General features: G+C 42.9%; 16 protein-coding genes. 9 read left to right on the top strand and 7 right to left on the bottom strand.

Features of this window, described 5'->3' with window-relative positions; all coding sequences use genetic code 11:
* Positions 1–23 precede the first annotated feature (23 nt).
* From AYW76_RS10160 to AYW76_RS10130, 7 genes are all read left to right on the top strand, one after another.
* Positions 24–509: a FixH family protein gene (locus AYW76_RS10160; protein WP_067037665.1), complete on the top strand. Its 486-nt coding sequence runs from the start codon at positions 24–26 to the stop codon at positions 507–509.
* Positions 506–2,884, top strand: coding sequence for a heavy metal translocating P-type ATPase (locus AYW76_RS10155; RefSeq protein ID WP_067219377.1), 2,379 nt, complete (start codon positions 506–508; stop codon positions 2,882–2,884). The genes AYW76_RS10160 and AYW76_RS10155 overlap by 4 nt, the downstream gene beginning before the upstream one ends.
* Positions 2,885–2,893: 9 nt before the next feature.
* Positions 2,894–3,052, top strand: coding sequence for a cbb3-type cytochrome oxidase assembly protein CcoS (gene ccoS / locus AYW76_RS10150; RefSeq protein ID WP_067219374.1), 159 nt, complete (start codon positions 2,894–2,896; stop codon positions 3,050–3,052).
* The gene (locus AYW76_RS10145) at positions 3,052–3,717 is read left to right on the top strand and encodes a sulfite exporter TauE/SafE family protein (RefSeq protein WP_067219370.1); all 666 of its coding nucleotides are present in this window, start codon (positions 3,052–3,054) and stop codon (positions 3,715–3,717) included. Before ccoS ends, AYW76_RS10145 begins: the two co-directional genes overlap by 1 nt.
* Before the next feature lie 81 nt (positions 3,718–3,798).
* Positions 3,799–5,169 (top strand): oxygen-independent coproporphyrinogen III oxidase, encoded by a 1,371-nt coding sequence (gene hemN, locus AYW76_RS10140; RefSeq protein WP_067037661.1) that lies wholly within the window; start codon positions 3,799–3,801, stop codon positions 5,167–5,169.
* 30 nt (positions 5,170–5,199) lie between these two features.
* Complete coding sequence (gene fnr, locus AYW76_RS10135; protein WP_067037659.1) at positions 5,200–5,961, top strand: fumarate/nitrate reduction transcriptional regulator Fnr; 762 nt, start codon at positions 5,200–5,202, stop codon at positions 5,959–5,961.
* Between the two features lie 26 nt (positions 5,962–5,987).
* Positions 5,988–6,530, top strand: coding sequence for an adenine phosphoribosyltransferase (locus AYW76_RS10130; RefSeq protein WP_067037657.1), 543 nt, complete (start codon positions 5,988–5,990; stop codon positions 6,528–6,530).
* Between the two features lie 77 nt (positions 6,531–6,607).
* Here AYW76_RS10130 and AYW76_RS10125 read toward each other — a convergent pair whose 3' ends face one another.
* The 4 genes from AYW76_RS10125 to AYW76_RS10110 form a co-directional block, all read right to left on the bottom strand.
* The gene (locus AYW76_RS10125; RefSeq protein ID WP_067037655.1) at positions 6,608–7,174 is read right to left on the bottom strand and encodes a YfaZ family outer membrane protein; all 567 of its coding nucleotides are present in this window, start codon (positions 7,172–7,174) and stop codon (positions 6,608–6,610) included.
* A gap of 13 nt (positions 7,175–7,187) precedes the next feature.
* Positions 7,188–8,024 (bottom strand): tRNA 2-thiocytidine(32) synthetase TtcA, encoded by an 837-nt coding sequence (gene ttcA / locus AYW76_RS10120; RefSeq protein WP_067219368.1) that lies wholly within the window; start codon positions 8,022–8,024, stop codon positions 7,188–7,190.
* Positions 8,025–8,106: 82 nt separating this feature from the next.
* Positions 8,107–8,607 (bottom strand): SprT family zinc-dependent metalloprotease, encoded by a 501-nt coding sequence (locus AYW76_RS10115; protein ID WP_067219365.1) that lies wholly within the window; start codon positions 8,605–8,607, stop codon positions 8,107–8,109.
* Entirely contained in the window at positions 8,600–10,369 is a 1,770-nt protein-coding gene (locus tag AYW76_RS10110; RefSeq protein WP_067219363.1) for a RecQ family ATP-dependent DNA helicase, read from the bottom strand. The genes AYW76_RS10115 and AYW76_RS10110 overlap by 8 nt, the downstream gene beginning before the upstream one ends.
* A gap of 58 nt (positions 10,370–10,427) precedes the next feature.
* Between AYW76_RS10110 and AYW76_RS10105 the strand changes: the two genes are divergently transcribed.
* Positions 10,428–11,075 (top strand): YecA/YgfB family protein, encoded by a 648-nt coding sequence (locus tag AYW76_RS10105; RefSeq protein WP_067037648.1) that lies wholly within the window; start codon positions 10,428–10,430, stop codon positions 11,073–11,075.
* Between the two features lie 73 nt (positions 11,076–11,148).
* On the opposite strand, the gene AYW76_RS10100 is transcribed toward AYW76_RS10105, so the two are convergent.
* On the bottom strand, positions 11,149–11,613 hold the full coding sequence (locus tag AYW76_RS10100) for a Spy/CpxP family protein refolding chaperone (protein WP_067219358.1): 465 nt from the start codon (positions 11,611–11,613) through the stop codon (positions 11,149–11,151).
* Positions 11,614–11,967: 354 nt separating this feature from the next.
* Here AYW76_RS10100 and AYW76_RS19110 point away from each other — a divergent pair, with 354 nt between their 5' ends.
* Entirely contained in the window at positions 11,968–12,123 is a 156-nt protein-coding gene (locus tag AYW76_RS19110; protein WP_156489062.1) for a hypothetical protein, read from the top strand.
* A 161-nt stretch (positions 12,124–12,284) separates the two neighbouring features.
* Here AYW76_RS19110 and AYW76_RS10095 read toward each other — a convergent pair whose 3' ends face one another.
* Together AYW76_RS10095 and AYW76_RS10090 are read right to left on the bottom strand one after the other, a co-directional pair.
* Positions 12,285–12,932 (bottom strand): hypothetical protein, encoded by a 648-nt coding sequence (locus AYW76_RS10095; RefSeq protein ID WP_067219352.1) that lies wholly within the window; start codon positions 12,930–12,932, stop codon positions 12,285–12,287.
* A 395-nt stretch (positions 12,933–13,327) separates the two neighbouring features.
* The gene (locus AYW76_RS10090) at positions 13,328–14,212 is read right to left on the bottom strand and encodes a DMT family transporter (RefSeq protein ID WP_067219348.1); all 885 of its coding nucleotides are present in this window, start codon (positions 14,210–14,212) and stop codon (positions 13,328–13,330) included.
* Positions 14,213–14,304 lie beyond the last annotated feature (92 nt).

Here is a 14,304-nt window from a genome sequence, read left to right as displayed (position 1 = left end):
CATTTCATTATTGGAGTACCTTTATGTCAACATCAGAAGCTCCGGTCTGGTATAAGCAATTTTGGCCATGGTTTATAATCAGCGTGCCGCTTTCTTCGGTTTTAGTTGCAGTAGTACAAGTATATGCCGCGCTGCACTCCTCAAGTGATCTTGTAAAAGATGATTATTATAAAGATGGGCTTGCGATTAATCAGGTTATTACAAAGCGTGAAGCGGCGAGAGATTTAGGCATCGAAGCGAATTTACGTTTGGACAACCTAACCGGTGAAGTGTTCCTGACGACTAAAAATGCTACCGCACACAACTTGTCTGTGCTATTTGCTCATGCAGCCGTGTCAAAAAAAGACTTTAATCTAGAGCTAAACCAAGTGGGTGAAAACGAGTACCGAGCTCAGCTCGAAAAGCCTCTTAGTGGTATTTGGAATGTTTATTTGGAGTCAGCCAATGGCTGGCAATTAAACGGACGCATTAACAGCGATGTTCACAGCAGTTTGAACTTTAATCTATGACTAACCGTTGTTTCCATTGTGGCGATCCGATACCTGCTGGTGTCGATATCGCCAGCCATCTTCAAAATAACCGCCACGAGTTTTGTTGCTATGGTTGCCAAGCCATTGCAGAGCATATTTGTGGTGCCGACCTGTCTCTTTACTACGAACGTAGAGAAAATACTGCAGGTAGTCGACTTACAGAAGATAATACGCCGATCTTTGAGTTGCTAGATGATAAACAGCTCTACAACCAATATGTTCACCAGACGGCCAACGAACACCTCATTCAAGTCGCGTTAACGGGCATCACTTGTTCTGCTTGCGCTTGGTTAATAGAAAAACATTTAGGCCATCAAATCGGCATTAAAAATGTTCATGTAAATCTCAGTAGTTCAATCGCTACCATAACATGGGACCCATCGCTGACGTCTGTTAAAACCATCGCAAAAGAACTGCAGTTCATCGGTTACGCCGCGACACCTTACTTACCCGGCGAGCAACACCAACAACTTCATAGAGATAAAAAGCAAGCGATCATTCGTCTGGGAATCGCTGGTGTTGGCATGATGCAAGTCATGATGAGTGCCATCGCTATGTACGCAGGTGACTTACAAGGAATGGAGGACATCTATCGCCAAATGCTACGTTGGATAAGCTTCCTCTTCGCTACCCCTGTTGTGATTTATGCTGGCTGGCCGTTTTATAGGGGCGCTGCGCGTGATTTGAAAAACCGTCACTTCACAATGGACTTGCCCGTATCTTTAGGTGTTCTCCTCGCTTATGGATCCAGTGTGTTAGCACTTTATACACAATCTGGGCATGTCTATTTTGATTCGGTTACCATGTTTATCTTTTTCTTACTTTTAGGACGTTTTCTAGAAACCGTAGCCCGATCCTATCATAGCGGTGCACACCAACAAGAGCCCCTTACGGCAGTCAAGATAAGATTAGACAACGAACTAAAGACCATTCCTCAGCAACAGTTGAAAACTGGCGATACGGTTATTATTGAGCCTGGGCAGATCCTCCCTGTCGATGGAGTCCTACTGAGCGATATGACCAGTATTGATGAATCAAGCCTAACCGGTGAATACACCCCTATTATAAAAAAACAAGGCGATTGCCTCAAAGCTCAAACCGTCAACGTTGAACAACTAATAGAAGTGCGCGTCGAAAATATTGGCCAAAACACGCACGCAGCAGCGATTTCTAGAATTACGGAACGCGCTCTGGGTGAAAAACCAAAAGTTGCAATCGTAGCTGATAAAGTCGCCCATTATTTTGTTATCGCAGTACTGATCACGGCTTCACTAACCTACGCTTTCTGGAGTTATATGGGTGAAAGTGAAGCCTATTGGATTATGGTCAGCGTCTTAGTAGTGACTTGCCCATGCGCTTTATCTTTAGCGACCCCCGTAGCATTAACGACGATCACCAATACATTAAAACGCAATGGCTTTTTAATCACACGTGGACATGTAATTGAAGCGTTAGCCAAGACGAACCACATTGTGTTCGATAAAACAGGAACGTTAACTCAGGGTGATTTTTCAATCACCCGGGTTAAATGCTTTGATTTGTCTCTGACCAAGGACTATGTGTTAAGTATTATCAGTGGACTGGAGCAACACTCTAAACACCCACTGGCGAATGCTTTTAGTAACTTTATACCCGCTAACGTAGTCCAGATTAAAAACCTTTCCAGCTTAGGGGTTCAAGGCGTATTGGAACAAGACACCTTTTACTTTGGTAACTCATCCCTTATGCACAGCATTGGTTTAGCCATTCCTAAAAAAGTCGAGTCGAATGCTGCAGAACTTAGCCTTTACCTTGCTAATACTCAACACGTCATAGCAGAAATAACGCTTTGTGACGTGTTACGCCCTGAAGCTGAATCTACGATCAAAGCACTCAGACAACAAGGTATTAGAATTAGCCTATTAACGGGTGACACACTGGAATCAGCAAAAGGGGTTCTCAACCCTGAATGGTTTGATGACTTTAAAACCAACTGTTTACCAGATGAAAAATGGCAATGGATTAAAGAGCAATCCAATCATAATATTTTGATGGTAGGCGATGGTTTAAACGATGTACCTGCACTTGCTGGTGCCACAACATCCCTAGCAATGGGTGCAAGTACGGATTTAGCCAAGATCCACTCCGATGCTATTTTGTTGAATGAGCATTTATCAACCATTATTACAGCCATTAACTCAGCCAAGCGTTGTCGAAAAGTAATCAAACAAAACTTACTTTGGGCGGCATCATATAATGCAACACTGCTACCTTTAGCCATTGCTGGATTAATACCCCCTTGGGTTGCGGCCATTGGTATGGCGTTAAGCTCGCTACTGGTTGTGGTGAACGCCACTCGACTCACAAATGCATAGGATGTATTCATGGAAAGTCTATTTTTACTTATCCCAATAGCGGGCATATTTGTTGTCATTGCCATCATCATATTTATTTGGGCCGTTAAAGGGGACCAATTTGACGACTTAAATCGAGAAGGTGAGCGTATTTTATTTGAAGACGATGACACGGACAAAAAAGCGTGATGTCGATTTTTATTAGCGCATTGCTCATCGGGTTAGCTGGAGCGGGTCACTGTTTAGGGATGTGTGGTGGCTTAGCCTCTATGCTATCGATTGGCAATAAAACCGCTTTTCAAACCATTGTTGCCTATAACTTTGGCCGCATTTTATCTTACTGCATTTTAACATTAATACTCGCGTCGGCTATCAATCTTGGCTTTGCATCGATCTACTCAGAATTGATGACACCGCTACGAACATTCGCGGGCATTTTGTTGGTTCTAATGGGGCTGTACATCTGCGGTCTGTCGAAATTTATTCTTCGGATTGAGTCATTGGGACGTTACATTTGGAAATACGTCCAACCGTTTGCCAAATCATTTTTACCCATCCAAACCCTTGGGCAAGCTGTTGGGGCTGGCATGGTATGGGGATGGTTACCTTGTGGGCTTGTGTACTCAACAGTTTTATGGGCATCATCATTAGGTTCAATCGAGCTATCTCTGATGGCTATGCTCGGTTTTTCAATGGGTACATTACCTGCGATGCTGCTTGCTGCGATGTTCAGTCAACAATTAAAAAAAGTATGGAGCCATTACCATCTTGCTTGGATATTTGGCGTCAGTTTGATTGGCTATGGTCTATATACAATTCCCTCCATAAAAAACCTACTTTCTAATATTGTATGAACTCAATAATTGATCTAAGTCATCAAGCAAAATAAAGATGCAGGTAAACTTCCTATTAGCAATTTTAATAGGAAAAACCTTATGCTTTGGGACTCCAGACTTATCCAAAAATACAACCTTGCAGGGCCGCGATACACGTCATACCCTACTGCACCTCAGTTCAGCACTGATATCAGCAAGATGGAATTGATTGGTAAGATGCTTGAGCCCTCGAGTGCGCCACTGAGTTTATATTTTCACGTTCCTTTTTGCGCTCATCTTTGCTATTACTGCGCCTGTAATAAAATCGTTACCAAGCAATACGACAAAGGCACTGAATATGTTGAATTATTAGGCGAAGAAATGCGCTTACGAGCGCTCATGCTCAATCAGTCACGCCCCGTGACACAACTGCATTTCGGTGGCGGTACGCCAACTTTCTTAAGTGAAGAGAACCTTAAGCACTTATTCTCTATGATTGGAGATTACTTCAATTTAGTCACGGATGGCACACAAGATTTCAGCATTGAAATAGACCCACGTGAAGTAGATCGATCCAAACTTGAACTACTTAAGACCCTAGGTTTCAACCGAGTGAGCTTAGGCATTCAAGATTTTAATCATGACGTTCAAAAAGCCATTCATCGAATTCAACCGTTAGAGCTTGTGAACGATGTATTAGCAGATGTGCGTGAGCTAGGCTACCGCTCAGTAAACTTCGATTTAATTTACGGCTTACCCAAACAGACCTTAGAAGGTTTTAAAGATACCTTAGATAAGGTCATTGAACTGTCTCCAGATCGAATTTCTGTGTTTAACTATGCCCATTTACCGCAGCGCTTCGCACCGCAGCGACGAATATTGGATGAAGACTTACCTTCACCCGACCAAAAGCTGGCACTGCTAAAGTTAAGCATTGATAAACTCACGCGCGCTGGCTATGTTTATATTGGTATGGATCATTTTGCCAAGCCCGATGACACATTAACAAAAGCACAACAAGAAGGTCATCTACAACGCAATTTTCAAGGGTACACCACCCATGCTGAAACAGACTTATTGGCTTTTGGAGTCTCTGCTATCAGTCAGGTTGGGGAAGCCTATTTCCAAAATCATACCGACCTTTCGCTCTACCAAAATAGCATCGAAAACGGCCAATTAGCGATTATGAAAGGCTATATCAGCAGTTTAGATGATCGCATTCGTCACGCTGCTATCATGCAACTGCTATGTCATAACGAATTAAATAGCCAAGACATTGAATTAGCCTTTAGTATTAGATTTCTCGAATATTTTGAAGCAGAACTGGATTCCCTAAAGAATCTAGAGGAAGATGGTGTCATAACCGTCTATCATGAAAATAATCAAGTACATATAAAAATAACGGAAGTAGGTCGATTACTCGTACGCTGCGTGTGCATGGCGTTCGATAAATACCTCACAACCCAGTCAAATTTTTCTAAAGTTATATAAATTACCCGATCGAGCTCAGGGAGAGTTAACATGGCAATTTCTAACTCAAACAATCGTTTTAGCAGTAAACTGACATCACAATGTCAGAATTGCAGCTTAAGCGCATTATGTTTGCCAATTGCATTAGCGGACGAAGACGTGAATCGTCTAGACCAAATCATCGAGCGAAAACGACCATTGAAGAAAGGCGAGTTGCTGTTTCATCAAGGTGAAGAATTCAACTCCGTATTTGCAGTTCGTACAGGCACACTAAAAACATTTAATATCACTAACTCTGGCGAAGAACAGATCACGGGGTTCTACTGTCCAAGTGAACTTGTTGGCCTTAGTGGTATCGATGATAATCACTACCCTATTTCAGCCAAAGCGCTTGAAACAACGACAGTCTGTGAAATTCCTTTTTCGCACCTTGAACAGCTGTCTTCACAGATCCCATCTTTAAAACATCAACTTTTCCGCTTAATGAGCCGTAAAATTTGTGACGATCAGCAGATGATGGTGCTGTTAGGCAAGAAAAATGCAGATGAAAAAGTAGCCTCGTTCCTGTTAAACCTGTCACACCGTTTTAAAAAGCGTGGATACTCAGCAACTTCCTTCCGTTTATCGATGTCTCGTGGTGAAATTGGTAACTACTTAGGCTTAGCGGTTGAGACAGTTAGTCGCGTTATGACACGTTTCCAAAAGAACGGTTTGATTGATGTTGATGGCAAAGAAATTTCCATCGTCAATCTTCCTGAAATGGAGAAACTTGTCGGGGCCGCGGGAGAATGTGCTACCATTGAGCACGTTTAATTTAACCAGTTAGTTAAGGTTTATCTATGCTCTTTGACGACTTTTACTTTAAGTCTCTAATTCGTACTATTGAAGACTGGCCAAAGCCGGGCATCAGCTTTCGTGATATCACACCAATTTTCAGCAATCCAAAAGGAATGCGTATGGTGGTTGATGCTTATGTACACCGCTACATTGATAGTGATATTACTCACATAGCCTGTATCGATGCTCGTGGCTTCTTGATCGCATCCGTATTAGCTTACGAATTACGTAAACCTCTAGTACTTGTTCGTAAAAAGGGTAAGTTACCAGGCAAAACAATCTCGCAAAGCTACGATTTGGAATACGGCAGCGCAGAATTAGAAATTCAAGAAGGTGCTGTTGAAGCGGGTGCACAAGTTCTATTGTTCGACGACTTGATCGCGACAGGCGGCACGCTTGTTGCCGCTATGAGCTTGTTAAAACAGCAAGGCGCTAACATTAAAGAAGTGGCTGCGATCATTGACTTACCAGACCTTGGAGGCAGCGCGAAAATCCAAGAAATGGACATTCCAGTGTTTGCATTGTGTGCTTTTGAAGGTGAATAACTCTTCTTTTGATTAATAAAAAAGGTGGCATCAGCCACCTTTTTATCATTGCTTTATATTCGGTATAGCAGTTACTACTAAAACGTAGCAGAAACACCGATCGCAACACCTTTATTCATGTCCACATCATCACGATAGCTCTCTAGATCTACGCTAGTTAAGCCGTAACGTAGAAATACACGAGCATTACGCAACGTACGATATTCCCCACGGATTTCAGCTTGGTACATGCTGTCAATATTTTGGAACGATAATACTTTCGGTGAGTAATATAACGAGCCTAATACGCTAAAGCGGTTTGCTTTAGGAAAGGTGTAACGGTAGAAACCACCTAGCGCAATCGCCATACCCGCATTATCAACGTCGTACTCAGTATCAATCGCCATTAAGCGCATACCTAAGCCGATTTGAACTGGGTAATCTTTTGCAGTATCGATATCTTCGATGTGCGCACCAATGTAGCCATATTTGCCATCATCAGTGTGATACATACCACCTGCATCAAAGAAGTATTTACCTTGGTCTAGGCTCATATCTACTTTAACAGCATCATTAGAAAGGCTGCCTTCTACTGTATCACTCGCATGGGCTGTCATTGAAATAGCGGCCCCTAATACGATTGGTAAAAGTTTCTTCATCGACATACTGCTTCCTTTTTTAAAGCTCAATAATATTTAAGCGTTTCAATGCATCTTCGGATTGCGTCAAACTTTTGAAGTCAAACAGTTCAGTATCGGCCAAATGCGACGGTACAACATTCTGAACAGCTGAGAACATAGTATCAAGACGACCAGGGTATTGTTTCTCCCATCCTTGAAGCATTTCTTTCACAACTTGACGTTGTAGATTTTCCTGAGACCCGCACAGATTGCAAGGAATGATCGGGAAAGCCTTGCGTAAAGAATACTGTTCAATATCGGACTCTTTGCAGTAAGCAAGTGGACGAATCACCACATGCTTGCCATCATCACTCAACAGTTTTGGCGGCATTGCCTTAAGCTTGCCACCAAAAAACATATTCAAAAACAGGGTTTCAAGAATATCGTCACGGTGATGGCCTAACGCAATTTTCGTTGCGCCAATTTCTTCAGCAAAACCATACAAAGAGCCGCGGCGCAAACGAGAACATAAGCCACAAGTCGTTTTACCTTCAGGCACCAATTCCTTAACGATACTGTAAGTATCTTTTTCAAGAATATGATAGTCCACACCCAAATCGGCAAGGTAAGCAGGCAGAATATGCTCTGGAAATCCCGGCTGTTTCTGATCCAAGTTGACGGCTACAATGTCAAAATGGATTGGCGCACTCTTTTTCAGGTTGCAAAGGATATCTAACATTGTGTAAGAGTCTTTGCCGCCTGACAAACACACCATTACTTTATCGCCATCTTCAATCATGTTGAAGTCCGCAATGGCTTGTCCAGTCATTCGACGAAGTCGTTTTTGCAGTTTATTTAGCTCAAGCTTTTCTTTTCGATCGATCTCAGCGTTCATTCTTAATTACCATAAAACAGATGGCGGTATCTTACTACAACCACTTTGTTGAAGCACCCTATCGTCGAATGGATAAATAGGTTTACTTCTTTTTTAGAAAATTCAAATTTTTTCGACAATAACGACAGACATACTGCGTGCCTTTCACTGCACGACCATGACGATGAGCGGTAAACTCATGCACTTGGCAGGCACATTGATAGAGGAATAGATTACGTGGCTTGGGTACATCAAAGTCATGGGTGCGGCTGGCTTCAACATCAAACAAATGCTCCATCACAGCAATCCATTCTTTCCCGTGAGGACGAACTTTTGAACCAAACACCTGATAGACCACAATGTGCGCCAACTCATGTGGCACTACGTGGTCAATGAATTTATCTGGGTCCTGTTGCAGCATATAGGTATTAAAGCGCATCTCATTGCGTTGTAAATATGCCGTGCCAGCGGTTCGACCTCGCTGCTTAAAATTAAAACTGGGACGCTGAAGGCCAATTTTGAAATAGCGTTCTGCTCTATTAAGACAGTCACTGATTTTGTTCTCGATTCTCTCAACATTTTTGTGACTGACAACACTACTCATACTGCCCCTCTACGAACAAAGTATGGGCATTTAACTCGGTTAGGCGATTTTTACTTAATCCCGTGATTCGACTCATAGACGCTAAAGAGCTCGGCTGCGATTCAAACACTTTATGCAATTGAGTTTCTGACAAATATTCCGATACTCGGTTTGCCACACTCCATTGCATTAGCTCGCTCCAAGCTCCTTGGCTAAGCATTTCCAAATCCGTATCTTTTAATGCAGGATAAAACCAATCAGATGAAACAATAATTTGTTCTTCCGAACGCAATACCAAACGACTTTTTTCTGTCAACATCACAGAAAATGGCCTCACACTTCGCTGAGTCAAGAAGCCTTTTGCTAACAGCTGACGCACCACCGCCTTCCACTGTAATTCATCCAGTGATTTCCCTGCTCCAAATAATCCATGCTTTTCAAGACCAAAATTGGTCACACTCTTAATACTTTTACCTAATAGGGTATTTACAAGTGAGGCAAAGGGTACTCCGCCGCGAGTAAAATGCACTAAACTCAAAAACTTCTGCGCAGCGACCGTGACGTTGTGTTGCTTACCTTTGTTCGTACATCGATCACAATTGCCACACTCGCTTTCTGCCATTTCGTCAAACGCGGACAGCAGCGAGGCTCTTCGACACTGAGGGTGTTCCAGACAGCTCATCAAACGCCAGAATTCAGGCTCTAACCCTTCTTGCTGAACAAATTCCCATGTCTGCATAATGTCTTGCAGACCATAAAAAAGAAGTGCTTGCGCGGGCTTGCCATCGCGTCCCGCTCGACCAATTTCTTGGGCATAGTTCTCAATTGACAGAGGTAAATCCATATGCACAACAAATCTTACGTGATCTAAATCGATCCCCATTCCATAAGCCGTTGTCGCCACCAGAACTTGCACTTTACCTTGGGCGAAACGCTGATGAGCAAAGTCACGCTCACACGATGATAAGTTGGCGTGGTAGCAAGTCGCTTGAATACCATGGGATGTAAGCCATTTTGACAGCTCCTCAGTTTTCGAGCGCGATCGACAATAAACAATTCCTGGCTGGGCCATGCCATCTTTCATTAAAAAGGATAAGAGCTGCTGTTTTGCACGACGTTTTTGCGATACCTGTAACCGTATATTGGGGCGATTCACACTTTCTCGAACCACATTAGGCTCAAAAAGACCAAGCGCTACTTGAACTTGTTGCTGATTTTCTGGCAATAGCGTCCCCGTTAACGCAATGACAGGTACTTCAGGAAACTTTTCTTTTAGGCAACCTAACTGAGCATATTCTGGGCGGAACTGGCTGCCCCAGCGCATCACACAATGCGCTTCATCAATAGCGATGCATGACACATCAATATCTTCCAACAATCCAAGGACGCTGGCCTGTAACAATTTTTCAGGAGACATATACAAAATCTCCACATCATTATGTCGCAAGCGCCAGTACAAGTCGTTTTGTTCAGCACCATTTTGAGTAGAGTTTAAAAATTCCGCCCTAACTCCAAGCGTCTGAAGACTGACCACTTGTTGCTGCATAATGGCAATCAATGGGCTGATAACCAAACCGACCCCAGTCCGAGCCAATGACGCGACTTGATAAATGGCGGATTTACCCGCCCCTGTTGGCAACAAGGCTAAAACATCTTGCCCACGCATCAGGGATTCGACACAGATTTGCTGCGACCCAATGAAATCATCGAACCCTAAGCGCTTTAATGCTGTCTGCACAGGGTTAATGGCAACAACTGTATCGATTTTGACTGGCTTGCTCATGGTTTTTTACAACTGATGTGTTTAAACTGTGTTGCGATTGAATAATAGGAAAACCTAAATGCAACACCAACCTCTTGATGATCTAGAACTTGAAGAACTAGAAAACTTTTTGGACTCAGACTCTGTTCACGAAGATTGCCAAAACTTTGTTATGGCACATGGCTTTTTAACAGCACTTTCGATCAGTACTGAAGCACCTGCTGCGTCCCAATGGTTACCTATTGTATTCGAGGAAACGCCTAATTTTACCTCTGATAAAGAACAAAAGCACATTGAGAATTTATTTACTCGTCTTTTTGGGGACATTCAAAAAGAATTAGAGTCAGAAGATGACTTCCTAGTGCCTTGTGAAATCGAAGTTAGCTCCAACCCAGATGAGTTAAGTGAGCTGGAAGAGTGGGCATCAGGCTTCATGGAAGGTGTATTTTTCACTGAACGTCATTGGTTTGAAACCGATAAAGAAGAAGAGATTGCCGAGCTTTTATTACCCTTTATGGTGGCATCCGGATTATTTGAAGACGAAGAAGTTCAGCAAATTCGTGAAAGCGAAAAACTGACTCAGTCTTGCATCGATCAAATCCCGCAATTGGTGACAGACCTATTTTTGGCGCTACGTACCGAGCCTGAGAAAAAAGCCTATAAGCCAAAGCCTCAAAGCAAAGCGAAAGGCAAAGGTGGAAACAATAAAGGCGGTAAGAAACGCTAATGACAACTAAAATAGCCGCATTACAAAATGCGGCTATTTTTTGTCTAGCAGAACACTCCGCATTACAAACCGACTAGCTACCTGCTTGCTTCTTAGCTTCTAGCAACGCAATTTGCTCATCAGTCAACAGTTCGTAGAACTCATGACGGATCTCGGCTTGCTGTACGTCCATGCGTACCATCAATTCACTGCGTTTCTCTGCAAGCTCTTCAATTTGGTCAACATAGCCATCGTCTTTAGGGCTCAACATTTTAACGGGGCTGCTGAAAGCGCGCATATCATCTAACAACTCTTGGTGCTCTTCGCGCGCTTCTGCGAACAATTCTGACACGTCTGCTTTGGTCTCTTCGTCAAATTTAAGCTGAGCAGACATACGCTGCACCATTTGCTCAGAGTAAGGCTGAACGGCATGCGGTGCTGCCTGCTTGTCATTGTGCATTGTATCTCCGGCAAAGGACGTTGTCGCCACGGAGGCTGCCATCGCAACGGCTAATCCAACCACACCTAACTTACCTGCTTTCTTCGCTGAAATAGTCATGTTTCGTACCTCTTTGAATGTGCTTTAAGTGACTTCTATTATGACGATCACAGCGTCAATTTGTATTAAAGGAAAGCAAAGGCTATGTAAAGTGAATGCAGTAGGCAATGCACAAGTTATTGATTAACCAAGAAATATGTTCTCTTAATACGACTGTGCAGTAATTGGCTGTTAATTCGCAAGCACACATGAAATAAAGGCTTAAGTATGACACCAGGACAACAACACTCTTTACTAAACATGAGTAGGCACGCCCTTTCCTCGAATCAATATCAAAAACAACAGGTGATTTATGCAAATAGAAGGACTTACTAGCCAATAACATCTGTAATTAGCTCAACAACAGGCAATGGTTTGCCAACTAAACCAGTGAATACATCGGCAACAAGTTCATTAGCTGAGTTAGTAAAAATCTTGATCCAGATGCGAAATGAAATGCCAGACTTGGCTGATAAGCTGTTTCAAGCAGGGGAATTTGACCTTGCAATGCGCTTCGTAAGTATTCTTTAATACCGGAGACTGAGAAAGATTTTCCCGCGATCACCTGTCCTGAAAAAATGAAAATGATGAACCATTTAAAAGACGTTAACAGCAATGCTCAGTGTGCTTCATTAGGACCTCCCAACTCATAGAAAGGCCCTAATAAACAGTCATTAAATGAATTGACCTGATTACTTAATGTCGTCTTGAAAAACCCAGCCATCCTCTTTTGAAACTAAGGTTGCGCTTTGGCGACGCTCAGTATTAAGAAGACTTGCCATCGTTGGAAAAGCATTTTGAACACTGTCATTTCGAGCCCAGTCTTGAATACCCGTCGGCAACAAGGTGTAACGTACATGGGAAATGGTTTCGCCCATAGACTGCGTTGGCTCAGAGAACTCTAATACTTTACCCACATGGTAAGATGCCGCACATAACCCTTTAATGTCACCGGCCATATTGCTATTTGACGGTATTTCTTTAAAAGACTTCTGCCCCAAATCTGTAAGGGAATATACATTCAAGGTAATTGTGCTCGATTCATCTTCAAAAGCAGATTGGATGGTCTTCGTGTTACTTTCGACACTCAGTAGACCTGCTTCTACCAATGCATCATATTGAGCGATTCTATCACTGTTTATTGAAATTAACTTTTCACGCTCCGTTTGAGGAACATCAACGCTCACAGGGAAATCAAAGTCCCGAGTATTCAACATTAGGCAGTCTTGTGACATCTGGTTATTGATTGCGTATTTAAACGTTTCTTTGCTCACGTCTTCTGTCGGACTACAACCAGATAAAATAACGGCTGATGCAGCAGCGGCGATTAATTTTTGCATGCTCCCTCCTTTAAAATGTTCAAGTAGCGAGTAGTACAATCAGACCATCAGAATCAATGGTGATCATTATTGTCTGACGTCATAGAGACTTAATGGGTTGAAGAGGCTCCCAATATGCCTGACACCAACAACATTAAGCCAATCGAGCCAAACTTCAGCGCCTGTCCAAATAGATGTGTCATGTACTTTCCCTATGTATGATGTAAACGATAGGAAATATTCTACGGAAAAGTCAGTACAGAGTACGCTGTAACAACGAAAGGGTGATGTAAAGCATCACCTCGTGTCTTTGCACATATGCACGCTTACGCACACATTTTAATAAAAAGTTTAAACTGTGCAAATATGAACCGTTGAATGGATCAAAAATGCACAAGTTTGATTAAGCGAAAGAATCAACTCGCTCGTTGTGAATAGATCACATACAGACCACTAACAATAACAATACTGGCACCCACAAGGGTCAAGCTGTCCGGAAATTCATTAAACACTAAATAGCCAATAATTGTAGCGAACACCAACAGACTGTAATTGAAGGGTTGCAGAATGGAAGCAGGTGCATACTCAAGTGCCTTCACTAATAATAATTGTGCCGCAACACTCATCACTGAAATCACGCCCAATAAGAACCACTCTTGCATGCTTGGCTCACGCCAAGCTGTGATACCAAAAAGCGTGGCACAAACACAGCCGACCAGCGCCATATACAATACATTGGTATTGAAACCATCGCCCGCCGAACTGACCTGTCGAGTAACAACATGATAGCCAGCAAAACACAGCGCTGCCGACAAAGGTATCAGTGATTCGATTTTAAACACTTCTAATCCTGGTCGTAGGATAATCAGTGTGCCGACAAACCCCGCCATAACTGCCAACCAACAATTACGGCTAACGCGCTCACCTAAAATCGGAGCCGCCAAGGCAATTGCCATCAATGGGAACACTGCCATCAGAGCATGGGACTCCGCCAAACCAAGATAGCGTAGCGCTAAATTAAAAATCGCAATCTCGGCAATCGACAATAACGAACGGAACACTTGCAACTTAGGACGTACAGAGCGTAATGCATGACGAATCGTGCTGCTACGTGTCACCCATATAATCGCAAACAGAGCAAATACCCAGTAGCGAACGAGCACAACTTGCGCGACAGACATTTCCTGAACCAACATCTTTGTGACGGCGTCTTGAGAAGCGAAAACCAGCATAGCAGCCAAACACAACAGCACACCTTTACCCACCAGGCTACGCTCTACTTCCTTGCATGTCTGACTCATTCTTTAGTCGCCTTTCTATAGTCTTTTGCAGATCTAGAGGGGAATGCCGTAATTTATGGCATCCATTATATTAATTAAACGAATGTTTTTAC

Origin of the sequence: Marinomonas gallaica, assembly GCF_001639745.1 — a bacterium.
In the GTDB taxonomy this organism is placed as follows: domain Bacteria; phylum Pseudomonadota; class Gammaproteobacteria; order Pseudomonadales; family Marinomonadaceae; genus Marinomonas; species Marinomonas gallaica.
This window is presented reverse-complemented; position numbering and strand designations above follow the sequence as displayed.

Coding starts and splice junctions, on each gene's coding strand:
- AYW76_RS10160 (WP_067037665.1), top strand. CDS start 24: ATGTCAACATCAGAAGCTCCGGTCTGGTATAAGCAATTTTGGCCATGG.
- AYW76_RS10155 (WP_067219377.1), top strand. CDS start 506: ATGACTAACCGTTGTTTCCATTGTGGCGATCCGATACCTGCTGGTGTC.
- ccoS (WP_067219374.1), top strand. CDS start 2,894: ATGGAAAGTCTATTTTTACTTATCCCAATAGCGGGCATATTTGTTGTC.
- AYW76_RS10145 (WP_067219370.1), top strand. CDS start 3,052: ATGTCGATTTTTATTAGCGCATTGCTCATCGGGTTAGCTGGAGCGGGT.
- hemN (WP_067037661.1), top strand. CDS start 3,799: ATGCTTTGGGACTCCAGACTTATCCAAAAATACAACCTTGCAGGGCCG.
- fnr (WP_067037659.1), top strand. CDS start 5,200: ATGGCAATTTCTAACTCAAACAATCGTTTTAGCAGTAAACTGACATCA.
- AYW76_RS10130 (WP_067037657.1), top strand. CDS start 5,988: ATGCTCTTTGACGACTTTTACTTTAAGTCTCTAATTCGTACTATTGAA.
- AYW76_RS10125 (WP_067037655.1), bottom strand. CDS start 7,174: ATGTCGATGAAGAAACTTTTACCAATCGTATTAGGGGCCGCTATTTCA.
- ttcA (WP_067219368.1), bottom strand. CDS start 8,024: ATGAACGCTGAGATCGATCGAAAAGAAAAGCTTGAGCTAAATAAACTG.
- AYW76_RS10115 (WP_067219365.1), bottom strand. CDS start 8,607: ATGAGTAGTGTTGTCAGTCACAAAAATGTTGAGAGAATCGAGAACAAA.
- AYW76_RS10110 (WP_067219363.1), bottom strand. CDS start 10,369: ATGAGCAAGCCAGTCAAAATCGATACAGTTGTTGCCATTAACCCTGTG.
- AYW76_RS10105 (WP_067037648.1), top strand. CDS start 10,428: ATGCAACACCAACCTCTTGATGATCTAGAACTTGAAGAACTAGAAAAC.
- AYW76_RS10100 (WP_067219358.1), bottom strand. CDS start 11,613: ATGACTATTTCAGCGAAGAAAGCAGGTAAGTTAGGTGTGGTTGGATTA.
- AYW76_RS10095 (WP_067219352.1), bottom strand. CDS start 12,932: ATGCAAAAATTAATCGCCGCTGCTGCATCAGCCGTTATTTTATCTGGT.
- AYW76_RS10090 (WP_067219348.1), bottom strand. CDS start 14,212: ATGAGTCAGACATGCAAGGAAGTAGAGCGTAGCCTGGTGGGTAAAGGT.